This is a genomic window from Vibrio sp. 1-2 (7-a) (assembly GCF_013048515.1).
GTDB lineage: Bacteria > Pseudomonadota > Gammaproteobacteria > Enterobacterales > Vibrionaceae > Vibrio > Vibrio diabolicus.
Window position 1 is genome coordinate 19,112 of the sequence record NZ_VHSQ01000011.1, and the last position, 26,743, is coordinate 45,854.

A 26,743-nucleotide genomic window follows, 5' to 3' on the forward strand; every position below is an offset into this window, starting at 1 on the left:
TTTTCATTATTTCCCTATATCAACAAAAAATAAAGGAGTAAATTCACGCCAAATTAACAAAACCATTACAACAAAAAGTCACCTCTACAGCGGATTGACACCGTTCGAGAAGTCAGCGTACGAAGGATGTACAAATGAGTGAAACCCTACTTGCCCTAGTGGCATTTTCGCCAATTGTTGTTGCCGCCATCTTATTGGTTGGTCTCAACTGGCCTGCTAAAAAAGCCATGCCTGTTGCGTTCGGTTTAACCGTCGCTATTGCCCTAATGTTTTGGGATATGTCAGCCAATCGCGTACTGGCTTCTGTATTCCAAGGGCTAGGCATTACTGTTTCTGTTCTATGGATCGTGTTTGGTGCCATCTTCTTGCTCAACACTTTAAAACACACTGGAGCGATCACCACTATCCGTAATGGATTTACCGATATTTCAGCTGACCGCCGTGTGCAAGCCATCATCATTGCTTGGTGTTTTGGCTCATTCATTGAAGGCGCATCAGGGTTCGGTACCCCGGCAGCAATTGCTGCGCCACTACTGGTTGCAATCGGCTTCCCTGCGCTAGCCGCTGTCCTAATGGGCATGATGATTCAGTCAACGCCTGTTTCATTCGGTGCGGTGGGTACGCCAATCATCGTGGGTGTAAACAAAGGTTTAGACACCCATAACATCAGTGAGTCTTTGGCTGCACAAGGCGCAACATGGGAAATGTACCTGCAAGATATCACCGCGCACGTTGCTGTGATTCACGCTGTTGTAGGTACGATGATCCCTGTATTAATGGCGATGATGTTAACACGTTTCTTCGGCAAGAACAGAAGCTGGAGTGAAGGTCTGGATATTCTACCATTTGCGTTATTCGCAGGCGTCTCTTTCACTGTGCCATACGCGTTAACCGGTGTGTTCTTGGGCGCAGAATTCCCTTCACTAATCGGTGGTTTGGTTGGTCTTTCTATTGTTGTTACCGCAGCCAAAAAAGGCTTCTTAGTACCAAAGACTAAGTGGGATTTCGAAAGCGAAGACAAATGGCCTGCGGAATGGCTGGGCTCGCTAAAAGTCGATCTAAACGACAATCCAGGCAAGCCAATGAGCATCGTAAAAGCTTGGGTTCCATATGTAATGCTGGCGGTAATTCTCGTCGCAAGCCGCGTAAGCCCAGAACTAAAAGGCTTTGTACAAAGCGTAAGTTTGTCGTTCAGCAACATTCTTGGTGAGACTGGCGTTAGCGCTGCAATTCAGCCGTTGTACCTTCCTGGTGGCATTCTGGTGTTTGTCGCGCTACTTGCTGCAATCTTACAAAGCGGCAGCGCAAAGCCATTGCGTGAAGCGTTTGGCGAATCAAGCAAAACACTGATTGGCGCGGGGTTTGTCTTGGTATTTACCATCCCGATGGTTCGTATCTTCATCAACTCTGGTATTAACGGCGCTGACCTAGCAAGTATGCCGGTCACAACAGCGAACTTTGCCTCTGACCTTGTCGGTTCTGCGTTCCCAGCATTGAGTGCCACCGTTGGTGCGCTGGGTGCTTTCATCGCTGGCTCAAATACGGTTTCAAACATGATGTTCAGCCAGTTCCAATTCGAAGTGGCACAAACACTGTCTATTTCGAGTGTGATTGTTGTGTCGCTTCAAGCCGTTGGCGCAGCCGCAGGTAACATGATTGCGATTCACAACGTTGTTGCCGCATCAGCCACCGTAGGCTTACTTGGCCGTGAAGGCGCAACATTGCGTAAGACGATTATCCCTACGTTCTACTACATTGTAATGACGGGCATTATTGGTTTGGTGTTGATTTACGGCCTCCAAATGACGGATGTCTTGATGAAGTAACGCGAAACGCAGGGTTTGTAGCTCTGCCTAATTTGACACAGCTGTCAGCACTACTACCCCGACATGTTGATTTAGCTTGCTACATCAATCCCCCCGGCAGCTGTGTCATCCTTTCCAATTTGTATAACTGATTGAGTGATTTAACAAAATTTTTCAATCAATTATGTAAATGAGTTACCAACATCACCAGTTCAAAAGTAAGTGAACCATAGGTAACTATACTCATTTTGATGCCTTCACTGCTTTGCGATGAAGGCTCAACGAAAGAGCAAATTGCTCCACAACTTTGCTTAGAATAACCGCTAGGACACCATTATGATTATCTCAGCTTCTACTGACTACCGCGCTGCCGCGAAAGCCAAGCTTCCCCCGTTTCTATTCCATTATATTGATGGCGGCTCTTACGACGAACGCACGCTGAAGCGTAATACTGACGATTTGGGTGATGTCGCTCTTCGCCAACGCGTCCTACGCGATATGACAGATTTGAGCCTAGAAACCGAGATCTTCGGTGAGAAACTGGCAATGCCAATCGCGCTAGCTCCTGTTGGTCTAACTGGTATGTACGCGCGCCGAGGCGAAGTGCAAGCAGCAAAAGCAGCCGAGAAAAAAGGCATCCCGTTTACTATGTCGACTGTTTCGGTTTGTCCGATAGAAGAAGTCGCACCTGCAATTGAACGTCCAATGTGGTTCCAGCTTTACGTGCTTAAAGACCGTGGCTTTATGAAGAACGTGCTTGAGCGTGCAAAAGCTGCGGGCGTCACAACGCTGGTGTTTACCGTTGATATGCCAGTTCCTGGCGCGCGTTACCGTGACATGCACTCAGGCATGAGCGGCCCTAACGCAGCCATGCGTCGTGTCTTCCAGGCGATGCGCCACCCAAGCTGGGCACTGGATGTGGGTCTACTTGGTAAGCCGCACGACTTAGGTAACATCTCAACGTATCGCGGCGAACCAACAAAACTAGAAGATTACATCGGCTGGTTAGGCGCAAACTTCGACCCGTCTATCTCCTGGAAAGATCTTGAGTGGATTCGTGACTTTTGGGATGGCCCTATGGTCATCAAAGGCATCCTCGACGAAGAAGATGCAAAAGATGCGGTACGTTTCGGCGCGGATGGCATTGTAGTATCTAACCATGGTGGTCGTCAGTTAGATGGCGTGCTTTCAAGTGCTAAAGCACTACCAAGCATTGCAGATGCGGTAAAAGGCGATCTTAAGATCTTTGTTGACTCAGGTATCCGTACTGGTCTTGATGTGGTTCGTATGCTCGCACTTGGTGCAGACTGCACACTGCTTGGTCGTTCATTTGTGTACGCATTGGCTGCACAAGGCGGCGCAGGCGTTGAAAACCTACTGGATCTGTACGACAAAGAAATGCGTGTAGCTATGACGCTTACTGGCGCGAAGTCTATCGCGGATCTTTCTCGCGATTCGCTAGTGAAAATCCCATAATCTTTGCAGGCGATTAAAAACAGAAACGAAAAAACGAGCCACAATTGGCTCGTTTTTTATTGCTCTTCAACCCGATAATTTGACGAGCAAGCTAGCTTACTTGGTGAACGTACTCAATCACGACTTGGTTGCCGTCGATAAACACGTTACTGATATCACCATCCACCGTCACACGATTTTGTAAATAAACCGTACCAGATGCAGATAGATCACGCTCCGTCAAAGACGGAATCACCTGACCAGGACGTACATGTAGCTGCTCGCATAGCTGTTTTACAAAACCTAGCGTCAGTGGAGAATTACCACGTAACAAGCCAGAAAACTCGTGTAGACTCAAACCAAGGCGCTTCGCCATTTCCATTTGAGTGATGTGCATTTTGGCTTTTTGTGACATCCAGATGTCGTAGAGCGCGTTTCGATCCAGCTCTGTAAATTCCATATCTGCCTCCGCTAATTCAAGAGCCAATACACTCTCACACTTACTTAAGATAAATGTTAGCGATAAGTCAGAGAAGTTATAATTGATCGTTCAAATATCAACGCACATCGGAGATGACGAAGCTCCGCACACGAATGGAACGGCGGCTCATCACCCAGTTTCGACCACTCACTTTTCACCTCACGAAATAGCCTACCTCAGGCGATTTATACATAAGTAAATGATTTAAAGGAAATCACTGGGGTGAAGGAGTAATATCTGCTACCTTTCCTTCCATGGTTCACTAGAAAGAAGTTACATATGTCACAGTGGTTTACCGATTTGCAAAGCTATATTGAAACATCTCATCAAGATTGGAGTGGGAGTGTCCTTTTCATTACACTCGCCAGCTTTATTGCTTGGATAGCTTGGCGACTGATCCGCTCTCGTCTCGCAGTACTAGTAGAGAAAACCCCTTTCCACTGGGATGACATGTTGCTTGATGCGCTAAAAGCGCCAGTCAGTACACTCATTTGGTGTTGGCCAGCAACCGTCTCTATCGGCATCATATTAGAGAGCGAGCTAAACGATAAAATAAACTGGTTAAGCACGCTGAAACTGATTTTGGTGATCAGTATCTTCGTCTGGACCGTTATGCGACTCATTACCAATGTTGAAGAGTACGTCCTAGAACAAAAAAACCGAGATGAAACCACAGTACAAGCGATAGCTAAAGTCGCGCGCTTGTTCTTTATTACCGTCGGAATTCTCACTGTGATGCAGGCGTTTGGCTTGTCACTGTCAGGATTGCTCACCTTTGGTGGTGTCGGTGGTTTAATCGTTGGTTTAGCGGCGAAAGATCTGCTGTCGAACTTCTTTGGCGGCCTTATGATCTACTTCGATCGTCCGTTTAAAGTTGGCGACTGGATCCGCTCTCCAGATCGCCAAATTGAAGGTACGGTAGAGCGAATTGGCTGGAGAATGACCATCATACGAACTTTCGACAAGCGCCCTCTTTATGTGCCAAACTCTGTGTTTAGCAACATAGTCGTAGAAAACCCATCTCGCATGCTAAACCGACGCATCTACGAAAAAATTGGACTTCGTTACGACGACGCCGAAAAAATACCGCAAATCATTACAGCGGTGAAAGAGATGCTTAAGAATCACAAAGATATTGATGCACGCCAAACGCTTATCGTCAACTTCGATACGTTCGGTCCATCGTCACTGCATTTCTTCATTTATACCTTCACAAAAACCGTGAATTGGGTGAGATACCATGAGGTTAAACAGGATGTTCTTCTTCAAGTAATTAACATCATTAAAGAACACGAAGCAGATATCGCCTTCCCAACTCAAACACTCAAGCTCGACCCAATTCAAATGATAAAAGCTGAAGAGCAAGAAGATCACGGCTTCTAATTTCCACCAATACCAATAACAAAGCCCGCTTTATTCAAGCGGGCTTTTTCATTTTTTATTTGCTTGGATTGGTTAGTGTTGCATTAACACCATACGAGCATTCAATGGTTGGATGGGACGATTGTTTTCCCCCATCACTTTCGTAAACGCTTTAATCTGCTCAGGGGAAATGGTTTGTGCTTCTTTCATCACTAACCAACGTACCCCTTCAGAGCATGGTGGTGTCGTTAGTGAGCCATTAAAGCGATAATACGCTTTGTCTTTTGGAAGCAGTGCATCCGCTTCAAATGGCAATTTAATCTCTACACCTTGATCTTTACTTGGTATGTTTGCTAGTAACTTCGCTAAATCTGGATTCGCTTTTCCGGATTGAAAAAACACGGCCACAACCGCCAAATGGCCAGTTGTATCAGCATGCACAAAGTGCGCTTCTAAAGGGTATTCTTTGCCATCCACATGGTTTTCTGACGGGGTATGGAAGTGGAACTGCTTTAACGTGAATGCATTGCCATCAATCAACAGTGTGTTGTCACCCTCTAGGCTGGTTTGCAGGGTGTGGCCGTTATTGAGCAATGAGATTGCTTTGCCATGGTAGTCGAACTGCAATTTGTCTAACTTCGCTTCTGCTGCGGAGACAATATTAATTGGGCTTTGGTTTTGACCTTTGGAACATTCAGACGCAAACTCGCCCCAATGCTCAGGCCCGTGACTCCCCTCGTAACCCCAGCTTGCTGCGTAAGCTGTTCCTGTAAATACCAACGCCAAACCTAGTGCTGCCAGTGACTTCTTCATAGTTTTCCTTATTCCTTCAAGTTAAATGTTGTGAAAACAAAACCATACTAATCGCACAGAATTAAGCGGGAATAGAGTGAAAACTATGATTACAAAAGTTTTTTGGAATAGATGCCTCTAGTTATGCAATTGATATGATGCTCAAAATTGAACATCAACGATTATCGAGTCGGTATAAGTGCCAGCTGGTGGGGTGGTTTGGCTTGTTATTATCTCTGCGCGATAATTGAAGTTCTGCGGAGTGATGCCATCGGGAATGGTGTCACCCGTATCCACATCGCTCTGTTCACGACGTTCAGAACCAGTCCCCCCCCACCGCTCCGTCGATGAGGATTTATAGATTTCATACTCCAAATAGTTACCGCCAGATGCCATGCGTCGTTGGCCTCCGGAGGCATTCACACCGTCGTTTAAACCAATGGTAAAAGCACTGTTCTTGGTACAGGTTAATGATATAACCTGACTGACAGGGTCAAAACCTGCCACCAAAGGTGATGAACCAAAATTAATATCTGGCGCCGTGATCATACAATCGGGAGTGACTTCCAACTCTACCGTAATCAAGCTTTGTGCATTGCCTGTTTCTCGCCCAAGACATACGCCTCCAACTCCAATTCCTGAGCAATAATTCCAAATCCAAGACACCGTAATTTGGTCTCGATAAGTCCCTGCTGAGAGATTACTACCAGCTCCTGTCCGAGCATAAAGCGGAAATTCAGCTTGAGTGCCAAATAAACCTAGTAAATCGAGCAGCCCAATTTCAAAAAAATTGTAAGTTTGGCCAAAAATGTACTCTTGCGAAAGGCTTGGGTCTCCAAAAATCTGATAGCTAAGTTCCGAGCTGATATCCGCCGCATTAAGCAACCGCCCATCGTTAGTGCTGTTAAACGTTGCAGACACATAATCGCCACTCAACAAAGAAACAAGTGTAGAAAAGTCACACGTTATCCCAGCATGAGGCTGGGCTGAGCTCTGTTGCTGAATAGTTGAAACGGTAAACGAGGAAACGCTTCCAAATTGAATCAAAGGCGTCGGCGCAGTGAGCTCACAAGCCATGTTACCGGACGATATAAAAAGAAGAAAAAACCAAAGATAACGAGAATACCGACTCATAATTGTACCTCTGCTTTTTGCTCTTTCGTGCAGACTTGTTTACCTAATGTCTGTATTTTCTCGCTCCGTGTTTGATAGAGTCCCGTTATAAATACTTTACATGGTGGAAAGCCTTCGGGGTAAAAGATAATGTACTCACCTACATTACGCCCCTCAAAATACGTCACTCCATCCCAACCAATTTGCCCTACCACTCCAGTATCTGATTGGCCATAAGTTCCTAATGGCAAGTAGGCGTCATTTTCATCAACAACCTCCATGCTTAACGCAACTTGCAAAGCTATTGGGAACTCGAGCAAATAGCCGTACCCAGAATGTATCGACGCGTATTGTTCTGTTGTTGGGAAAAAAGCATTGGCTGGTAATCTAAGCGGATCAATTTCATATTTTGCGGTGTAATATGCCATTGCCCACGGCACAAGTAAGTAACCGTCATCATCAGTCAATCCAACGACTTGATTCTCATATTTGACGGGCACACCTTCAAAACCGCTAGTACTGACAACAGCGAAACTATCGTACACATTATTTGCAGGGAATATTTCACCATCGAGTGACGCAACCGAACCCGACATTTCGGCAAAATAATCGTAATTACCACTCGTCCCGTTTAAGCCCGCTCGGAACTCCGCCCAAGAGGCTCGGTAAGTAACATCGGCCTGCTTTCTATTGTCAGGCTTTTCATTAATATCATGCGCTAAGTTGATTCCCCAACCACCTCGAATCGGCGCAAGTCGACTAACACTAGCACGGCCACTAAGATGACCATCGCTTTCACGCTTCATGGTTAATCCCGCGCTACCAGAGAAGGCACTCAAAGGTAATGAGAATTGTGCTAGCGTAACGGCCTCTCCACCTATGCTCCGATTAAACGATAATGACATGTTGATATCGAACGGAAGCGAGCGGCTGTAAGTTACATTAAGTATTCTCGATCGAGAGTCGGTTTGCTGAACATCAAAGTATCCCCCTGATAACGAACCCAACTCATTCAGCCGGGCGCCAACATTTATCTGAGAGACATGTCGAGACAAATTCTCTCGCTCGTTAGTGTCATCACTTCTCAAGCTCTCTGGTGTTTGGGAGAGCGAGTAAAATCCCTCGCTCTCAACTTGGGTACGAGCGGAAAAGCTAAACATTCGAGATTGATAACTATAACCAACTGAATAGGAACTCGCTCTCTGCTCATAATTGCTAAACCTTACCGCCCCATCAATCGTTCCCATATTGAATAGGTTGGTAACAAAACCGACTCCCGCAACAATTAAGTCATCTTTCGCTTCGGTTTGTGCCTCCAACGTTAGCCAGTTTGTCATTCCGTGCCTCGCAGCTGCGACAACAGCACCATCGCCATAGTCATTTGAAGCGTTGCCATAGTTTCGGCGTAAAGCACCAAAACTGGCGTTGTAAGAGGTATAGTTAGCCTTCAGCAAGTTAGCTGAAAGGAAAAATGGACTGGTCATTGCAGTCCGCCTTCCCTGAGCATCCGTTGCAATCACTGTCGCTTCACCAGCTCCCGATACCATTGGAATATCATTAATAACAAACGGTCCCGGCCCCACAAACATTGAATCGGTTTTTAATCCGTTTACAAACAAATCTAACGTCGTGGGAGCAGTTACTTCGCCATAAAATACAGGTAAAGGGGCGGTAACCACATCAGGACGCATAGAGAAGTCATGTGAGAGTTGAATACCAGCCATTCGAACTGGTTGACTCCACGCAAGGGGCCTCACAATGTAATCCCCTACTTCAAAGCGCAATCGACGACTTTGATCAACATATTCGTACCTCGTGTCGAAGCGCGTATATTTATTACTTTGTTGCGCTTGAACGTCTCGATGAAGGTTAGATTTAAATATTCCCGTCGTAGAAAGTACGCCGAATTCGGAAAAGGCTCTCAATTCGTGGTTAATAGATACTTCTTTTTGACTACTATCGTGATCATAAACACCAAACACACTGTAATTAAATAACCCACCAGTTCCGAATTTAGCGGGCGAAAAACGCCTCCTGTTCTGCGCAGAAAAGCGTTGCATCGGCAACCAATTAGGAGGCACTGTGATTAATAATTGCAGTGACGATTGCAAATAATCGACCTCTACACCCGATATTGATGTTATGTCTAACTTCTCTTGCGTCCCAGGTAATACATCCGCGACCACGCCAGCAGAAAGTAAATCGTCTCTATACACGAAGTAACGCTCGCCTTTACGTTCAACATCCGAGATTAAACCAGTAGGTCGTTGATTAATGACTAGTTCTAACGACAAATGAATATTTTCAAAGTTCTCATAAGAAAAGTTTTCAGGACTAGGTAACTGCGATAAATGGGTCACTACGTTATCGCACCAACCCACGCCAGGCGTCATACTGGTAAATAAACAAGATAGATATAAAATCTTATTCATTGTGTTCGAGTGGAATAACGTAACGCTTACCTTCAATATCCGCCTTTACTTTTATATTTTTCATATTGGAGTAAGAAATAGGCCACGTTTTATATTGCTCAGGTAATATATACCCTGCTAACCCTTTCGAAACAATAAAAGGCGATTGGTTTGGTGCGGTCACTGCTAGGTTGACTAATCTGACATAGTGATTACTGGTGTTTTCTATATGAATAAGGTTCTTATCTTTACTCTTTATTCGAAAGCGCCCCATCTTGATTTAATATACGAATAAGTTGCTTGGCACCAGGTGCAATTTTCACAAAAGGAGGCGTAGCTATCAGTTGTCGTTGCTGCGCATATGTATCCTGCCCATCCTTCTGTCCCCACTGAAAAATACGAACCTGCAAATAAAAATCTTCAGTGCCTTGATTAACCATCCAAATTGATGTTGCATTCGATTCAGAAGATATTTTAGGGTAAATAGGCCAAATAAGGAGAGAATTAGCATAGGCCTGTGAAGTTAACGTTGATAAGAAAATAGTGACGAAAACCAGTCTTTTTATTATTAAATCCATTTAATTTCTCCGAAGGTTATCATTTCTTCGAAACAGCGCTTACCACTCAAGCGTTAAGGTAAGAGTATCTGTATAAATACCAGCGATTTCATTTCCATTTAATATCGCCTTTGCCCAAATTGGCACCTGAATGTTGTCAGGGTCTTCATTAGTTCCAACAGAATAGGGGGTATCAATGTCTAATACTTGAGAGTGTTCTGCATCTTCAAATAATAAATAATCCACCGTACTCGACTTTTCTGTGTGCTTCAGCTTGCGTACCCCTACCGAAGCGTTCAAACCACCGTCAATCTTAATATTCATGGCTATGCCAGGGGTACAACTTAACGTAAGCCCACCGTTGTAGGTGATGCTGCCTTCGACTTCCGCAGCATAAATAGCTGAATGTTCACCAAAGTTTAACTCTCCTATTGTTCCAATTTGAGTGTTACTCTCTTCTGTCAGCGCACCATTGATCAGACACCCCGTATCAATGGTCGCTGACACTTGGAAAGTTTCACTCTGCGCTGCAAAAATAGGATTGGAAAAAGTGGCACATGCGGTGAATAAAAATACTTTGAGTAATATAGAGTTCACTTACCAACTCAGAGTTACGTTTAGTGTATCAACATAACTCCCTGCGACGCTGCTGGTACCGTATGCCGTGGCGTACAAATTAATGGTCTCTGAATCAACACCATTAAATGTAGAGAGTGCTATAGGGTTACTCGAGGTAAACTGGGTAGAACGATCTGAATCAGTGAAGAGAGTGTAATCCACAAACTCGGATCCGTTGGTCATTGCGTGATTACCTGTCGTCGAACTGGGATCGTTGGCACCACTGACTAAAGAGAAAGTAGGCGTGACTCCATTGCTGCAAAGTATTTCGATCCCTGTACCACCTTCCCCAGTCAAGACTGCTTCTTGCTCAGTAAAAATGGCCGGAACGTCACCAAAATTTAATGAGCCAAAACCAATATTACTGGAACCGTTCACCGCATTGTTGCCATTAATGACACAGCCTTCCACTAAATTGATCGAAACGTCTATCGTACCGCTAATTGTCTCTGCCCTCGTTTGTAAGCTCAACACTGTAAATAACAAGGGAATAATCAAACAAAAAATTTTCATATGAAGCTCCATTTCTATCTCTGTGAACTCTATACAGATGATTGTATTATTAGTTATAGCTCAACAAATAAAACAAAGTGCATATCAAGATTAAAAAGATAAAAAGAAGTCAGTTCATTGTAGTTGTCAAAAGAAAAGCAGTGCTTTACACCGAGATATTCTTTTAGGTTGGAATATAAAACCACCAATTAACCACATTAAATAAAAGGTCTTTAGTGTATTCTGCATACGTTGAAACACGAAGAAGGCAGTTTTTTCTGAATTTAGACAGCTTTTAGAAACGCAAAGAGATAGGGTGTGAGCTAAATAATAAAAAATCTAACCGTTTAAAAAACGAAAAAAAAACGCCCCTTTCGGAGCGCTTTCTTATTTGAGCAGATTATTCCCAATCAAGGATAACTTTGCCAGACATGCCTGAACGCATGACATCGAAGCCTTCTTGGAAGTCATCAATCTTGTAGTGGTGCGTAATAATTGGTGATAGATCCAGACCAGATTGAATCAGTGAAGCCATCTTGTACCATGTTTCGAACATTTCACGACCATAGATGCCTTTGATAACTAGGCCTTTGAAGATCACTTGGTTCCAATCAATGCCCATATCTGATGGTGGAATACCGAGTAATGCAATACGGCCACCGTGGTTCATTGTGGTTAGCATTGAGTTGAATGCCGCTGGGTTACCAGACATTTCTAGGCCTACGTCAAAGCCTTCTGTCATGCCTAGTTCAGCCATTACATCTTCAAGCTTCTCTTCTGCAACGTTTACTGCGCGTGTTACGCCCATCTTACGAGCAAGTTCTAAACGGTATTCGTTAACGTCTGTGATAACCACATGGCGAGCACCAACGTGTTTTGCGACTGCAGCTGCCATGATACCGATTGGGCCAGCACCAGTGATGAGCACGTCTTCACCAACTAGATCGAAAGAAAGCGCAGTGTGTACCGCGTTACCGAACGGGTCGAAGATCGATGCTAGATCGTCAGAAATCTCGTCAGGGATCTTAAACGCGTTAAATGCAGGAATCACTAGGTATTCTGCAAATGCGCCTTCACGGTTTACACCCACACCGATCGTGTTGCGACACAAGTGAGTACGACCGCCACGACAGTTACGGCAGTGACCACAAGTGATGTGACCTTCACCAGATACGCGGTCACCGATTTCAAAGCCACGAACTTCCTGACCAATCGCAACCACTTCACCCACGTATTCGTGACCGACAACCATAGGAACTGGAATTGTCTTTTGTGACCATTCGTCCCAGTTGTAGATGTGTACGTCCGTACCACAGATAGCGGTTTTCTTAATTTTGATCAGAATGTCATTATGGCCAACTTCAGGCTTTTCAACCTCAGTCATCCAAATGCCTTCTTCAGGCTTTAGCTTTGATAATGCTTTAATTTTCATAATGTAACCTTAATTAAAGGCCCTATTATCTAGGACCTAGAGTCTTAAATAAGACCCATGTCCTTACCAACTTCGATGAACGCATCAATTGCACGATCTAGCTGCTCACGAGAATGCGCTGCTGACATTTGAGTACGGATACGCGCTTGGCCCTTTGGTACCACAGGGAATGAGAAGCCGATTACGTAGATGCCTTTCTCTAGTGCTCGCTCAGCAAATTCTGCTGCCACTTTCGCATCACCTAACATGATTGGAATGATCGCATGGTCAGCGCCGCCCATTGTGAAACCAGCATCTTCCATACGTGCGCGGAAGTGTGCTGCGTTTTCCCATAGACGGTCACGTAGGTCACCGCTCTCTTCTAGTAGATCTAGAACGCGGATAGAAGCGTTTACGATTGCTGGTGCAACAGAGTTAGAGAATAGGTATGGACGAGAACGCTGACGTAACCAGTCGATCACTTCCGCTTTACCTGATGTGTAACCGCCTGAAGCGCCACCCATTGCTTTGCCTAGCGTACCTGTAATGATGTCGATACGGTCAACCACATTGTGGTATTCGTGTGTACCTGCACCCGTTTTACCCATGAAGCCAACCGCGTGAGAGTCATCAACCATGGTCAGTGCGCCGTATTTTTCAGCTAGGTCACAAATAGCCGGAAGGTTCGCCACTACGCCGTCCATTGAGAACACGCCGTCAGTAACAATAAGAATGTGGCGTGCGCCCGCTTCTTTCGCAGCAATCAGTTGTTGCTCTAGCTCTTCCATGTTGTTGTTTGAGTAACGGAAGCGCATTGCTTTACATAGACGAACACCGTCGATGATTGACGCGTGGTTTAGTGCGTCTGAAATAATTGCGTCTTCTTTACCGAGAATGGTTTCAAACAGGCCTGCATTTGCATCGAAGCAAGAGGTGTAAAGAATCGTATCTTCTTTACCTAGGAACTTAGACAACTTCTGCTCAAGCTCTTTGTGGATGTCTTGAGTACCACAGATGAAACGTACTGAAGCCATACCAAAGCCGTGTTCGTCCATACCCGCTTTACCCGCTTCAATTAGCGCAGGATGGTTAGCAAGACCAAGGTAGTTGTTTGCACAGAAGTTTAATACTTCTTCACCGGTAGAGATTTTAACAGCCGCTTGCTGCTGAGACGTGATTACGCGCTCTGATTTGTAAAGACCTTCAGCCTTCACTTCTTCAATTTGCTGCTGAATCTGTTGGTAGAATGCAGAAGACATTTGAAATTCCTTCCTGGTTATTTTGGCGAGTATTTACTCGTTTAGAATTAGGTTGAGCCTTTATGTGACGGGCATCACGGGCTATCACTCATCAATTAATTGTAGTGTAATTCAAGGAAGGAAGAAGGATTATCCCTTAAGGTGGAAAAGCATTAATGAATTCAAGGCACGAATTCAATTAATGCTTTCCTATATTATTGTAATAAAAGGAGTTATCGCCCAGTTGGTTGTTTAAGTAGTGCTTCAAAGTCTTTGGCTGGTAACGGGCGGCTATAGTGGAAACCTTGCCCGAACTCACAGTTTAAGCCTTTTAGATAATCGACATGACGCTGTTCTTCAATGCCTTCAGCAACAATCTTAAGGTTCAGCGCTTTCGCCATTGCAATGATCACGTTGACGAGCTCACGATCGGAGTCGTTTTCGAACATATTTTGCATAAAGCTGCGATCAATCTTAAGGCGATCGAACGGAAATTTCTGTAAGTAACTCAACGCAGAATAGCCAGTACCAAAGTCATCGATGGTAAGCTTAGTGCCTAACGCTCTTAAGTTATTGAGCATGTCTAATAGCTCTGAGTCGTGGTTAAAGAGAAGGCTCTCTGTCACCTCAATATCGAACTTATCTGATGGAAGACCAGACTCCTCAAGGCTCTTCTTAATAAACGCAAGTAAGCGATCACAATACCTAAATTGAACACTGGAGAAATTCACAGAAACAAACAGCGGCGTCAGATTTTGCCATTGCGCCGCTTGGCGGCACGCTTGCTGGATAGCGAATTCACCAATTTGATGAATCAAGCCATTTTTCTCAGCAATAGAGATAAACTCTTCAGGATTTACGAATCCGTACTTCTCATCATTCCAACGCATTAACGCTTCTGCGCCAACAATTTTACCACTGCTTAGCTCAATAATAGGTTGATAATACAACTCTAGTAATTGACTAGAGATGGCATTTCTTAGTCGATTTTCCAAATCCAAATAGCGTTGCAAGTCTTGGTTCATATTGTGGTTATAAAAGCAGAAGGCATCGCGTCCATCTTGCTTCACGCGATACATCGCCATGTCAGCACAGGCGAGGAGCTGCTCGGCATTATCTCCATCATCCGGAAATACGGACATTCCGACGCTGCTACTCAAGAAGAATTCATGGTTGTTCCATACAAATGGATCGTTAAACGCCGAAAGCACGCTTGAAGCAACGCGCTTCGCGGTGTCATTATCAGGCAAGTCAGGAATCACTAATAAAAACTCATCCCCACCAATTCTCGCCAGTAAGTCTGTTTTTCTCGCGACTTGATGAAGTCGTTGAGCACTAAGTTTAAGGATCTCGTCCCCAACAAAGTGACCCATTGAATCGTTAATCTGCTTAAAGTGGTCTAAATCAATAAACATGACCAATACTTTTGAACCACTACGTGACGCTCTAATCAACTCCAAAGCCAGTCTCTCAGAACCGTAGCTGCGATTAGGCAAGTTAGTCAACGTATCGTATTTAGCTTGGAAGGCGAGTTCTTTTTCAGACGCTTTTCGGCGTTCAATTTCGTTAGTTAGTTTTCGGTTCTGTTGAGAAAGAATGTCTTTTCGCTTTTTCTCTTCTTCAAGTTTAATTTTCAATTCAATTCTATTATTGTTTGTAATGAACGCATAACACAGCGCAATAACAACCATAATAGCAAGAATACTCAAACCGAGAATGAAGATCCGTGATGTGAAAATATCTCGCTCACTCAAAGGCTCAAACCAAGCCATAAGTTTGAAGTGATGTTTTTCAACAGGCACTTCAAAATATATTTTTCCATCAACGGCTTCAGATATTAAATAATTCTCATCTTTATTATGAGAAGACGTTTTATTTATTGTATCCCATACGACCATCTCAACGTCTTTTATTTTGAGCACCAGCCGGCTATAACTGTCTTCGTGCTCTTGATTAGTGAGCTGATCAATAACAATGTTTTTATTGAGATCTGCAATTAGAAAGGCAACTGGCTTTCCAGAGAACTTGACTTGCTTGATGACTTGAATACGCACGTCGTCGTTATATCGAGTTGCACAAACCTCTTCGGGATGCCCATGTTGAGTCATTAAGGTTTGGATATCCATCTTCTGCTCTGTGTTGTCTTCAGAGCCCGTCGTGACAATCGTTGTGCCATCACTGCCTACCAGTGTGAGCTTTTTATAGATTTGGCTGCTATTAATTAACTTACCATCTATCTTTTCATCGAAACGACGCTTCAAGTTAATTAAACTCGCTCCTAATCCGTACTCCATTGACATGCCAGAGGCTAAATTAGCAAAGAATGTTTGTACTGTTTTATCTGTAGATAAATTATCAACATCTTCACTAGCAATGGTAAATAAATTATCGAGTGTGCTTGCGTAACTTTTTACTTTTAAACCGAGTTCCCTATGCTGGGATTCTTTTAATTTATTTTGCCCCAAACTTGTCACAACAATAAGCATAGCTAAATAAATAGAGACTAATATTGCGCTTATTGCAATAAATTTTTTACTGGATATTTTTTTAACGGCCTTTTTCATCGGGTTTTCTTACTATCTTCTATGAAGTAATCGTTATAAAAGTAGTAAATAGATGGATAGTATTTTTTTACTAATTTTTCGTAGGTTCCATCTTTCTTTATTGAATCTAAATAACGATCAAATGCTTTGCGTAATTCCGGCGAGTTTTTCCGGAATGCAACAGCCATTTTCTGATTTTCGGATACTGGACCAATGACTTTTATTTCACCTGGCCATTTTTCTAATGCAATTAACGTATCGGCGACGTCTAGTAATGTGCTTTCCGCATCATTTTTCATTATCGCTGGCACCATCTCATTAAGAAGACGAGCCCCATCAGGCAGTATGACTTTTGCGCCTGTGTCATATAAGTTATAAAGGTTAGGGTCCAAACAAGAGTGCTCCAACGCCAACACTTCGCGACCATGAATAAGCTGCTTGACGGTTTTTACATCTTCATCAACCGAACCACTTGGTTTAATCGGACTCAGCGTGGAATCTGTTCTGGAAACTAACCAAACGCCCGACGGGAAGTAATCTTGTGAAAAGTCTAAAACTTCAGAGCGCCAGTCGAGAATGGTAACGCCATTTGCGATCAAGTCACCTTCGATTGGAACACTTTCTCCCACAACAGCTTGCTTATTATGGTATTGAACATCTTGGCCCGTCAGCTTACCGACCATATCGCTCCACTGAGCTGGAACATATTGGTACTTGACGCCCAACGACTTGGCAAAGCCTTTTACTATCTCTACATCTAAGCCAGTCAAGGTTTCCACTTCACCTTGTTCAATATAAGAAACGAAGTTAGCGTACGGCACACCAATATGGCGCAACACTCCGCGATCACGAATCTGTTGTAAGTCGTCTGACCAAGCGGAAGAGGACATAACAGAGGCCGCCATAAGCGCCATCGCCGCTAAAGTTCTTTTGAATGTTTTGACTGACATAATAATATCCTTACCTTTCACAAAGCGCCCAATCATGGGCGCTTGAGTGATAAACAACGATGTTAGAACGACGAGTAATACAAATTCGTCATCGCCACCACGAGCCCTTCAACATCCTGCTCGTCATGGAACAAGTGCGTGGAGATACGGAGTGCGTAAGTATCAAAGTCATCATCTTTATGCAGCTTAAAGCTGGTTGTTCGAATGATATAGCCATATTCTTCACGCAGACGATCTCTGAATTCAGTCAATATGTCTTCATTCGTCACATCAGAGAATGGGTTAACTGTGGTTAAGCCACTCGTTAAACCTTCCACGTTTGGTGAGTACATTTGGGCTTGTGGCAAGTACTCTTGAAGTAAGGTTTTACACAAACTACCAAGACTTAGAACACGTTCCTCAATGCGGTCACGACCAATCTCATCCCACATTTTGCAGCTATCAACTAACGCTTGTTTCGCAGGATAGTTGTCGTTCCCGATGTACTGCATCTGTAATTGTTTGCCTAAGTAATCAGCATGAGAAAGTGAAGAGTTGATCAACCACAACGGGTTTTCACGATCACTCCAATACTCATTCAAGCGATTGGCGTTATCACGTACGTACAAAATACCGGTTGCGCCAGGACCACACTGCCATTTGTGACCAGAACCTGCATAGAAATCACAATCCATATCATGGAAATCGAGGTCAAACATACCGACAGTATGCGCTCCATCTACAAGCGTAGGCACACCATATTCTTTCGCTAAAGCACAAATGGCTTTGGCTGGTAACGCCGTTCCCGTTTTATAGGTGATATGAGAGAACATGATGAGGCGAACGTTTTGATGCGCATCAAGCGCGTCGCGGAAAGCTTGGATGTAATCTTGTTCAGAAACGTCTTCAGTACCGGTAAATACTGGTAGTTGAATTTCAACAACATCGACGCCAAAACGATGTTTTGCGACGTTCATCGGTGATGTCGCTGCCATATGCTCATGGTGCGTCGTTAAAATCACATCACCTGGTTCAAAGTGTAAGCCGTTAATGATCGAACATAGACCATCAGTAGTATTGCGGCTGAGAATGATTTCTTCTGGGTTAGCACCAAAGCCAGGCGCTACTTCTTGAACCATCTCAGAGACATAAGGCCAAGAGCCAAATTTGCCCTTCATATCCCAAGGATATTTAGCCACCAACTTGTTGTTATGCTCGTAATCTTGAAGAACTTGTCTTGGCATAGAACCCGTTGTGCCAATGTTCATGTAAGTCGTACGTTTATCCAAAACGAACTGTCGTTGCACTTTACGCCAAAAGCGCTTATCGTGTTTTCTACCTAGCCCGCGGCTGCTCCAATCAATTTTCTGTTCTCGTGCTTGAACTGCGCCCGAGAAAGCGGAAGCACTCACACCAGCAACAACAGCTCCTGTTGCGCCTTTCAGAAAATTACGGCGGCTGCTATTAGTCTGAATAGATTCCTTGTCTTTCATCTTTTTCAATCCTTGTCGGAAATTAGCCATATTATTAATTTTAAGTGCGTAACTATCTGTTACTAAAACATTATTACCCATTAAAACCAGAGTTTAATTTTTTCCTCTGCCATTAAGTGACTTTAGTTCCAATTTTTTATCTTATTTGATGATATAAGCAACAGTTTGACCACAAACATATAAACAACCATATTCACATTAAAATATTCATTAAATTGATTACTTTTTATAGAAGACAATTCCGACAACTTCTTTATAAAACAATTATGAGCTTTGTTATAAAGTCATTAAAAATTTAACTTTGCGTTAATTTAAAAATATTCAGGTTATTTTTTGATTGACGTCTATTCTTTTTATATCTGAACAATCTCAATATGTTAAGTCTTAATAATGGAGAACTGATTTCGCAGATAGATACCAGTTTAAGACCATAGAGTGAGACACATCACTCTCTGACATAAACCCACCGCTCAACAGACATAAGGAAGAGAAGTTTTCACTAATATGTGCTTGAGCGTACAACCAAAAAGAAGGAAGTCCCATGTTAAAAGGATTGCTATGCATTTCAGTTGCTGCCACTCTCGTAGCCGCCCCTAACGTACTTGCGCAGACTGTCGCGATGACCGATCTCAACAGTAAGAAGAGCGCTGGCACCATTGAGATTTCACAAAGTGACTATGGCGTGGTATTTATGCCTCAGTTATCAGGTTTGTCATCAGGGGTGCACGGCTTCCATGTTCACACCAAACCATCGTGCGATAGCGCGGAGAAGAATGGCAAAACCGTCCTTGGCGGTGCAGCAGGTGGTCACTATGACCCCAGCAACACAGGGAAACATGGCTACCCTTGGACCGATGACAATCATTTAGGCGACCTGCCTCCACTCTATGTGGACATGGATGGCAATGCCAATCAGCCCGTTGTCGCGCCTCGCCTAAAATTATCAGATTTAAAAGGCCGAGCATTAATGATTCATGCTGGTGGTGACAATCATTCCGACCATCCTGCTAAATTAGGCGGCGGCGGTGCGCGCGTTGTATGTGGCGTTATTAAGTAGTCATTCGATAAGCCAAATTCGCGCTTCTCCTCAAGTAGCGAGAAGTGCGAATTTTTGTTGATACTCAGTGTCCGTCTCGCACGTCTCTAAGTAGCTGTGGTGCAACATTAAAATTGACTGCACTATCTTTGTACCAATTCCTAATGCGCCCCCGACGGCATCTTTATCAATTCGATTGACAAAAGTGAACAGGATTCGCGACTTATCCTCACTCAAATGCGCTTGGCAATGCACTTCCGAACCGAGTGGGCTGTGGCGCAACGCATTTTCAAGCAGGTTCAATACCAACCGCTCTAAGAGTCCTTTGTCACCCACAGTTTGGATCTCGCTATCCATATCCACTTTCAACACCACTTCTTTACGAGAAAGCTGGCTCTGCATCATCTCGGCACATTCTGCCATCAATGCGCCAAGCTCTATGGGGCGGTACTCGTAGTTTGGCATTGGTTCCTCTTTACGCGCGGCGTCTAATAAAGAATGCAATTGAGTTGAGAGCTTCTCACAATTTCGGAACGCGACATCAATCAGCGGATCGGATCCCGGATGCTGCAAACGCCACGTTTCCAGATAGCCAAGCACGCTCGATAACGGCGTTTTTAAGTCATGACTGAGCTGCAATAAGCTTTGACGGCGATGAGAAGACTGATACTCCAACTGTAAAAACTGCTGCTGAATGTGCTTCGCCATCATCTGATAAGAGTGCGCAATCGGCACGAGCTCCGGCACTTGGTAAGTAAAGTCAGGTTGTAGGTGAAAATCATGTTCGGCTTGCTGTTGAAGTTGCTTGGTCACACGCTCAATCGGGTTCAATAGGCTACGTTTGACCAGCACATAAGCCCCGAGAGCAAAGCCTAAAATGGACACTAAGACCAATCCTGCCAGCGCGATGTAAGGGGTATCGACTTGCGCATTGGCAATGGCGTCATGTCGGGTACTGCCAATCACCACATAAAGATAACCGACCGTAGAGCCTAGTTCCTCTATCGCCGCAACAGAAAACACTTTGTGTTCACCGCGATTACGAGGATCTTCGCCTAATATGGGAAGCGGTTCGTTGTTTAAGAATTGCTGAATGGGGTTCAGATCCACCGAGTCCATAAGCTTTGCCCCATCTGGCGCAGCATGGGTGGTGATATTGCCTTGGCTATCGAGGAAATAGATTTCAAAATCAGGGCCGATCAGCATAAGGGTATGAAAGATCGACTTTAGCGCTTTAGGGTTGTAATCCGTCCCGATCATCAGCGGATTATCATCACGCATGTGGCTGGCTAGCTCTTTGTGCAAACTTTGCTTAGTGCGTAACTCGATGGTTTCTTTTTGCCAATTGTAAGTCAGTGCAATCACCACCGCCGCGAGGCAGAACCACAAGCTAGTAAATACCACTAAGCGAGATTTGAAGCTCATCCTATCGCCTCCTTAAACAGCGGTGTTTTTGCAACACCCGTGATGATTGAAAAATGACGGTGAAAACAACTGCCGACTTACTGTCTTGGCTTAATGTTTTGACTTACTTTCTTGCATTAGTGTCTTGGTTGAAACTTATATCCAACACCCCACACGGTTTGGATGAAGTGATGATCAGAATCAGACAAAGACAACTTGCTGCGTAAACGGTTAATGGTGCTACACACCGTGTGGTGATAACCAGAATGACTGGTGTTCCAAACGTGATCGAGCAATTCATCTTTACTGTAGACTCTGCCCGGACGAGTCGCGAGAAACTGCAGCAAAGTAAACTCTGTCGCGGTAAGAGTGACATCTTTATCGTTTAGGGATACTTGGTGCAACTCCGGAATAATTCTCAGCGGACCAAAATCCATCGCATCATCGAGAACTTCATTTGCTACTTTGGCTTCTGCGGTTTGGCTGACTCTGCGTAACACGTTTCGCACTCGTGCTTGGAATTCTAATACGCTAAATGGCTTAGTGATGTAGTCATCAACGCCCGCTTCTAAGCCGTCAACCTTGTCCATTTCACCGTCTCTGGCTGTCAGCATGAGCACTGGACTCCAATCTTGTTGCTGACGCAAATAATGGCAGATGTCTAGGCCATCACCATCTGGTAAACCTCGATCAAGGATCAATAAATCAAAGGGTTGTTGCTGATATTGCGCTTTAGCATCGGCGACATTTGTCGCTCGCGACACTTGGTGTCCTTGAAACTTAAGATGCATCTGAACCAGTTCTGCCAAATCATCGTCATCTTCCACCAGTAAAATCTTCGCCGATAAATAGCTAGCTTGTCGTTCCATGATCCTTTCCCTAACTTACGTAAAGCCACTCTGCACATGACCGGAACAAACTAACATTTCTTTCATATCACCAAGTGCTCCCTTACTGCTATATTCAGCGAGTATCACCTTAGCTAATAAAAAGGTTCCGATGACGCCATAAGGGATAAAGCGCTCGGCTACAAGCGCTTTGGAAAGGAGACGTCATCGGAGCCTGTGTTACTCGACTCGAGTGATGGTGACTTTCGCACCAGGGTTCAAGAAACGATGGTTCGCAGAAAGTGCTGAGTTTGCTAATCCATCATCTTGGCTAACAACACCCGCATGGAATGCAACGACGTCATTGCTGTCATTACGAGCGGCATTGAAGCCCTCACCGCCACCTGCTGGGCCCGGAATGGTCGCGGCAAGCTCATCGTTCAGTTCCGTGCCAGAATCCCAAACATTCATGCTCATTTCATAGCTTTCACCCACTGCGAGCGATTTGAGCGATAGCCCAGTTTCGCCAACAAAGGCATCGTTGGTATTCACGAACATAGACGCCACAGACAAGTAACCGTAACGACTAGTGTCAACCGTGATGGTGACTTCGTCCGATGTACCCGGCAGCACCAATCCATTACCCGAAATACCTTGGTAAACACTGTCATTGCTGTTCATCAATTCAATCAGCTCTGCATTACTACCGCCTTCGGCAAGGTGCTCAAGTTCAACAGATGCGGCTTGTCCAATTTCAAACAGTTGGTAGTCACCATTGTGAGTGAGTACCGCAAGCGGAGACATAGGTTGATTCGCAGTCAAGTTCGCCACGTTGACGGTGTAACGGTACGATTTCACTACGTCATTATCATCATCGCTTGGACAACCGGCGAGCAAGCCGACTGAAGCTGCTACTAGTAAGATTCTGACTTTCATACATCCCCCTTACTTCACAACGATTGCGATGGTTGCAACTGGGTTTAACCAACGATGGCTGCTGCTGTCTAGGTCACTGATGCCGCCGGTTGGATCGCTATCACCAAGGTTGCCTGGATGCACGTGAACTTTGTCGTTAGTTACTGTCGCTTCAACGCCTGTGCCGCCAGTACCAAAGGTAATGAAAGGTGGGTTTGGCATGCTAGACGCAAGTTCATCGTTCGCTTCTGTACCGGCATCGTAACTTCTTAGCGTTGCTCGGTATGTACCCGCTTCCGTTGGAATCTTCCAGCTATCCAGACCGACGAACCCATCATTGGTTGGCAGTAGCATCGCGCTCAGAGAAAGGTAACCGTGGTCACCACTGTCCAAGGTGAAGGTGGTTGCAACACCTGGATTCAAAATACCACCAGCAGGATTCTCAACCACCGTACCACCAGCGTTACCAATCACACTAGCAAGACCAGAGATATCACCGCCCTCTGCCATGGCTTCTAGTTCCGGAGTCGCTACTTGACCCGTTCTGAACATTTGAAGGTCAGAGCCATGTGCGGCAACAATAAGTGGCGTAAAGTAAATGCCTTTGGTTGCGTTGGTTACGGTGATTTCCAATTCCGCCGCATTCACTGATGCAGAGCCTAGTGCCATAGCGACTGAAGTCATGACGAGTCCGAGTTGGGTACGTTTTTTCATTGTGATTCCATCCTTTAATGAGGGTTAAACTACCCAAGCCCATGTGTACGGCTTTACTTCTTTGTTCGTGACTTGAGTAGGTTAAGCATTACGTTCCGAACGTTTTGCGTTCTTGCTTCTAAGAATGACGAGCAAATCTATCAGCAACTTCATCGAATTCTCATAAAATTCTCACAAGTTCTGTTCGAATTCTGTCAGCAGCACTTTTTTACTCTTAATCAGGTATTTACACTTCGCGCTCTCCCCTCCTACAATGCGGTATTCCCTGTTTAAATCACGATTCTCACCATGATTCATAACGTTCTGTCTGCCTACTATGGCGAAATCTACGGCATCGCTTTTTTCAACCACTACTTGAGCCATTACGCCCAAAGTGAACAACAAACACTGTGGAAAACCTTGATTGAAGTTGAAGAGCTCACCGCAGAAAAGCTCAAACCTGTACTGCTGACAAATGGCATGGATATCGAAAGTCGACACCAAGAGATGCTGGATAAAGGCTTGGCAGATGCAACCAAGTGGATTGGTTTACCATGGCAAGAGTTGGTGGCAACTCTTCTGAAATGGGTGGAGTCTTATGAGGTGAAGTATCGAGAGTGGCATGAAGAAGTGAAAGCTTCACAGCAGTATTCAACCGCTGAGCGAGAAGCTATCGAGTTGATTGCAGACCACGAAACGGCCATTTATCACTGTTGGCAGCAATACCATACTGGTGAATCTGGCTTGCCTGCACTCCATGCATTTTTGGCAAAATATCGTTAAAGCGAGACGGTGACACTTGAACCTCGTGAAACCGTACCAGACAATATCGTTATTCCGCTGCGCAGAACTGAACAATTATGGTTAATCCAAAACTCATTGCCCTACTTCCTGATCTTGCTTCGTTTATCTTAGTGGTAAACGAAGGCAGTTTTACCGCTGCAGCCAAACAACTCGGCGTGACGCCATCGGCTTTAAGTAAGTTGATAACCCGACTAGAGCAAGCGCTCTCGGTCAAATTGTTTGAGCGCACGACTCGTAAATTGATCATCACTCAAGCTGGGCAAAAGGTTTACGACCAAAGCATCGCAATGGTGAATGCGGCGCAGCAAGCGGTTGAATTATCGGCGGAAGATCATGCCGAGCCCACGGGTGCACTCACAGTGGCTGCACCCGAAGCGTTTCTTAACTCGGTGCTTCAACCATTTGTGTTGCCATTCCTAGATCGCTACCCAAACATTCAGCTCAAGCTACGTGCTGCTGATGGTGAGATTGATCTTTTCCGCCAAGGTATTGATGTCGCCTTTAAGCTCACCGACAAACCCGATGAGAATCTGGTACTCAAAGAGATCAGCAAGACCAATCTCGTTTTATGTGCTTCTCCAGATTACCTCACCAAACACGGTATGCCTGAGCATCCGACTGAACTTGAGCAGCACGACTGTATTTACCTTGCCGAGAACGACAAAGACAACATCTGGTCGTTCTTTAAAGAGGAAGCGTTCCACTCCATTGCAGTGAGTGGCCGTTATGCCGTCAACCATTCACAAATGCGCTTAAATGGCGTTAAGTCTGGCTTGGGAATTGGGATCTTCCATGACTTCGTGATCAAAGACGCGTTAGAGCAAGGTGAAGTGGTGGAGGTACTACCGGATTGGATGATCAAGAGTAACTACCACGGCGCTATTGCGATGCAGTATGCACAAACCAAATACATGCCTGCTCGTCTGCGCGTGTTTATCGACTTTGTTAAGGAGCATTTAGTCTCCGAGGACACTAACCATGTTTAATGCCATTCATCACGTTGCGATCATTTGCAGTGATTATCCAAGGTCAAAACGCTTTTACACCGAATTGTTAGGGCTAAAAGTCATTGCTGAAAATTATCGTGAAGCCAGAGACTCGTACAAACTTGACCTTGCTCTGCCTGACGGTAGCCAAGTTGAGCTATTTAGCTTTCCAGACTCGCCAGAAAGACCGAGCTTTCCAGAAGCTCAGGGGTTACGCCACCTTGCTTTTCAAGTGGATGATGTAGAGCATGTTAAAGAATATTTAGAGGCGAGAGAAATTGAGGTAGAGCCCATTCGCGTCGATGAATTTACAGGCAAAGCGTTTACCTTTTTTAAAGATCCAGATGGCTTGCCGCTAGAGGTTTATCAACGCTAACTTTGGTGGGGCACGAGGAACTGGCGTTTCAAATCGTACACTTAGAGCCAAAAAAGTGTAGCTTTCAGAAATGACCAAGCTCAGTTGTGGAAGTATTGGTGTAGTTGGAAGTGAATCATGATGAAAAGTCGAAAAGTGGCTAAAAGGACAAGGTTTGCCTTTATGGCTGACGGCATTGTCACTTTCTTCGATTTGAACCAATTCAAACCCATTAAGCGTACATAGCGTCGCCCACACGCCCATGCTGTTACCATGAGCATTGATAACAGGCATCAGCGTCACTAGCACCCAACTTAGAGCACTAGCAAATAGCATGGAGCGATAAAAAGGAATTAATCTACGCATAACGGTGACTTAACAAATTTAATTCAGCGTAACTAATTCTGAGTGCTAGCTCAAAAACAGGATCAATAAGTGGTTGCCACCTCACAGCTTTTCTTCAATAACGCAATTGACAGACACAAAAAAGCCCACCAAAACGGCAGGCTATTTTCATATTCTATTGTCAGCTTTTATCGCGATTAGCCGAACAGCTTACTCCAAATACTTGGGTTACGCTTGTCGTGGTATTCTTCACGTAGGCTATCAATTTCACGTAATTGTGCTTTCGCGTCTTGCAGGTTACCAGCGTCTAAGTCTGCCTCAATCTTGTCTAACGTTACCGTTAGTTTATTAAAGCCTTCTAAGTAGGTATCGAATTTCTCTGGTGGATAGTTGCCGCGCTTAGATTGCTCGACGATTGCTTGCAAGCTATCAATTGCAGACTTCATGGTTTCAACATCCGACGCTTCTGCCGCCTGTTTGAATTCCATCTTCATCTGCTTCATGTTTTGTTTTAAATCAACCGCTTCTGCCATTGCGTATGTTGAGCCAAACGCAATCGCACACCCTAGGACTAAAGGACGTAACATTTTCACTTCTCCATTTATAGTGCCGAATTCTGTGTCGGCTTTATTTACCCAAATAACCCACGCCATAAAAGGCGACAAACTAGCTTAGTTG

25 protein-coding genes are annotated in these 26,743 nt (G+C 44.6%); 7 read left to right on the forward strand and 18 right to left on the reverse strand.

Translation table 11 applies throughout. The features are described 5' to 3' along the window. The first annotated feature begins 134 nt into the window (after positions 1-134). Both FKN08_RS19405 and lldD read left to right on the forward strand, forming a co-directional pair. On the forward strand, positions 135-1,826 hold the full coding sequence (locus FKN08_RS19405; RefSeq protein ID WP_170892732.1) for an L-lactate permease: 1,692 nt from the start codon (positions 135-137) through the stop codon (positions 1,824-1,826). Positions 1,827-2,141: 315 nt separating this feature from the next. Continuing rightward, entirely contained in the window at positions 2,142-3,281 is a 1,140-nt protein-coding gene (gene lldD / locus FKN08_RS19410; RefSeq protein WP_005383962.1) for an FMN-dependent L-lactate dehydrogenase LldD, read from the forward strand. Positions 3,282-3,372: 91 nt separating this feature from the next. Here the strand turns inward: lldD and FKN08_RS19415 are convergent, their stop codons facing one another. After that, positions 3,373-3,720 carry a helix-turn-helix transcriptional regulator gene (locus FKN08_RS19415; protein WP_005375109.1) on the reverse strand — a complete coding sequence of 116 codons (348 nt, stop codon included), beginning with the start codon at positions 3,718-3,720 and terminating at the stop codon, positions 3,373-3,375. Positions 3,721-4,020: 300 nt separating this feature from the next. On the opposite strand from FKN08_RS19415, the gene FKN08_RS19420 reads away from it, so the two are divergent. Beyond that, positions 4,021-5,124, forward strand: a complete 1,104-nt coding sequence (locus FKN08_RS19420) for a mechanosensitive ion channel family protein (RefSeq protein WP_170892733.1) — start codon at positions 4,021-4,023, stop codon at positions 5,122-5,124. Between the two features lie 72 nt (positions 5,125-5,196). Here FKN08_RS19420 and FKN08_RS19425 read toward each other — a convergent pair whose 3' ends face one another. The 11 genes from FKN08_RS19425 to FKN08_RS19475 form a co-directional block, all read right to left on the reverse strand. Then, positions 5,197-5,916, reverse strand: a complete 720-nt coding sequence (locus tag FKN08_RS19425; protein WP_005394873.1) for a carbonic anhydrase — start codon at positions 5,914-5,916, stop codon at positions 5,197-5,199. A gap of 141 nt (positions 5,917-6,057) precedes the next feature. After that, entirely contained in the window at positions 6,058-7,029 is a 972-nt protein-coding gene (locus FKN08_RS19430; protein WP_046875766.1) for a spore coat U domain-containing protein, read from the reverse strand. Next, positions 7,026-9,401: a fimbria/pilus outer membrane usher protein gene (locus FKN08_RS19435; protein WP_170892763.1), complete on the reverse strand. Its 2,376-nt coding sequence runs from the start codon at positions 9,399-9,401 to the stop codon at positions 7,026-7,028. The genes FKN08_RS19430 and FKN08_RS19435 overlap by 4 nt, the downstream gene beginning before the upstream one ends. A gap of 266 nt (positions 9,402-9,667) precedes the next feature. Continuing rightward, positions 9,668-9,997 carry a fimbria/pilus periplasmic chaperone gene (locus tag FKN08_RS23850; RefSeq protein WP_249373451.1) on the reverse strand — a complete coding sequence of 110 codons (330 nt, stop codon included), beginning with the start codon at positions 9,995-9,997 and terminating at the stop codon, positions 9,668-9,670. Positions 9,998-10,036: 39 nt separating this feature from the next. Further along, positions 10,037-10,573, reverse strand: a complete 537-nt coding sequence (locus tag FKN08_RS19445; protein ID WP_244190851.1) for a spore coat U domain-containing protein — start codon at positions 10,571-10,573, stop codon at positions 10,037-10,039. After that, the gene (locus FKN08_RS19450) at positions 10,574-11,107 is read right to left on the reverse strand and encodes a spore coat protein U domain-containing protein (RefSeq protein WP_006741959.1); all 534 of its coding nucleotides are present in this window, start codon (positions 11,105-11,107) and stop codon (positions 10,574-10,576) included. Between the two features lie 379 nt (positions 11,108-11,486). Continuing rightward, the gene (tdh, locus tag FKN08_RS19455; protein ID WP_047009590.1) at positions 11,487-12,518 is read right to left on the reverse strand and encodes an L-threonine 3-dehydrogenase; all 1,032 of its coding nucleotides are present in this window, start codon (positions 12,516-12,518) and stop codon (positions 11,487-11,489) included. Positions 12,519-12,562: 44 nt separating this feature from the next. Beyond that, a complete protein-coding gene (locus FKN08_RS19460; RefSeq protein WP_170892734.1) occupies positions 12,563-13,756 on the reverse strand; it encodes a glycine C-acetyltransferase in 1,194 nt (397 codons plus the stop codon). A 212-nt stretch (positions 13,757-13,968) separates the two neighbouring features. Continuing rightward, the gene (locus tag FKN08_RS19465) at positions 13,969-16,299 is read right to left on the reverse strand and encodes an EAL domain-containing protein (protein WP_170892735.1); all 2,331 of its coding nucleotides are present in this window, start codon (positions 16,297-16,299) and stop codon (positions 13,969-13,971) included. Continuing rightward, positions 16,296-17,228, reverse strand: coding sequence for a transporter substrate-binding domain-containing protein (locus tag FKN08_RS19470; protein ID WP_065646218.1), 933 nt, complete (start codon positions 17,226-17,228; stop codon positions 16,296-16,298). Before FKN08_RS19470 ends, FKN08_RS19465 begins: the two co-directional genes overlap by 4 nt. 62 nt (positions 17,229-17,290) lie before the next feature. Continuing rightward, entirely contained in the window at positions 17,291-18,700 is a 1,410-nt protein-coding gene (locus FKN08_RS19475) for an aminotransferase class V-fold PLP-dependent enzyme (protein ID WP_006741963.1), read from the reverse strand. A gap of 541 nt (positions 18,701-19,241) precedes the next feature. Between FKN08_RS19475 and FKN08_RS19480 the strand changes: the two genes are divergently transcribed. Further along, positions 19,242-19,757, forward strand: a complete 516-nt coding sequence (locus FKN08_RS19480; protein ID WP_048625386.1) for a superoxide dismutase family protein — start codon at positions 19,242-19,244, stop codon at positions 19,755-19,757. A 30-nt stretch (positions 19,758-19,787) separates the two neighbouring features. On the opposite strand, the gene FKN08_RS19485 is transcribed toward FKN08_RS19480, so the two are convergent. From FKN08_RS19485 to FKN08_RS19500, 4 genes are all read right to left on the reverse strand, one after another. Continuing rightward, complete coding sequence (locus FKN08_RS19485; RefSeq protein WP_161445707.1) at positions 19,788-21,161, reverse strand: HAMP domain-containing sensor histidine kinase; 1,374 nt, start codon at positions 21,159-21,161, stop codon at positions 19,788-19,790. Positions 21,162-21,277: 116 nt separating this feature from the next. Next, positions 21,278-22,009 carry a response regulator transcription factor gene (locus FKN08_RS19490; protein ID WP_065646216.1) on the reverse strand — a complete coding sequence of 244 codons (732 nt, stop codon included), beginning with the start codon at positions 22,007-22,009 and terminating at the stop codon, positions 21,278-21,280. Positions 22,010-22,207: 198 nt separating this feature from the next. Then, entirely contained in the window at positions 22,208-22,903 is a 696-nt protein-coding gene (locus tag FKN08_RS19495; RefSeq protein ID WP_065646215.1) for a spondin domain-containing protein, read from the reverse strand. Between the two features lie 9 nt (positions 22,904-22,912). Continuing rightward, entirely contained in the window at positions 22,913-23,596 is a 684-nt protein-coding gene (locus FKN08_RS19500) for a spondin domain-containing protein (protein WP_170892736.1), read from the reverse strand. A gap of 288 nt (positions 23,597-23,884) precedes the next feature. Between FKN08_RS19500 and FKN08_RS19505 the strand changes: the two genes are divergently transcribed. The 3 genes from FKN08_RS19505 to FKN08_RS19515 all read left to right on the forward strand — a co-directional run bounded on the left by FKN08_RS19505 (position 23,885) and on the right by FKN08_RS19515 (position 25,741). Further along, on the forward strand, positions 23,885-24,358 hold the full coding sequence (locus tag FKN08_RS19505; protein WP_170892737.1) for a hypothetical protein: 474 nt from the start codon (positions 23,885-23,887) through the stop codon (positions 24,356-24,358). 77 nt (positions 24,359-24,435) lie between these two features. Further along, positions 24,436-25,365, forward strand: a complete 930-nt coding sequence (locus FKN08_RS19510) for a LysR family transcriptional regulator (protein ID WP_085342551.1) — start codon at positions 24,436-24,438, stop codon at positions 25,363-25,365. After that, positions 25,358-25,741, forward strand: coding sequence for a VOC family protein (locus FKN08_RS19515; RefSeq protein WP_085342550.1), 384 nt, complete (start codon positions 25,358-25,360; stop codon positions 25,739-25,741). The genes FKN08_RS19510 and FKN08_RS19515 overlap by 8 nt, the downstream gene beginning before the upstream one ends. On the opposite strand, the gene FKN08_RS19520 is transcribed toward FKN08_RS19515, so the two are convergent. Together FKN08_RS19520 and FKN08_RS19525 are read right to left on the reverse strand one after the other, a co-directional pair. Then, positions 25,721-26,086, reverse strand: coding sequence for a hypothetical protein (locus FKN08_RS19520; protein WP_104972915.1), 366 nt, complete (start codon positions 26,084-26,086; stop codon positions 25,721-25,723). The two genes, FKN08_RS19515 and FKN08_RS19520, sit on opposite strands and share 21 nt — an antisense overlap. 176 nt (positions 26,087-26,262) lie before the next feature. Then, positions 26,263-26,652 carry a cytochrome b562 gene (locus tag FKN08_RS19525; RefSeq protein WP_005394852.1) on the reverse strand — a complete coding sequence of 130 codons (390 nt, stop codon included), beginning with the start codon at positions 26,650-26,652 and terminating at the stop codon, positions 26,263-26,265. Positions 26,653-26,743 lie beyond the last annotated feature (91 nt).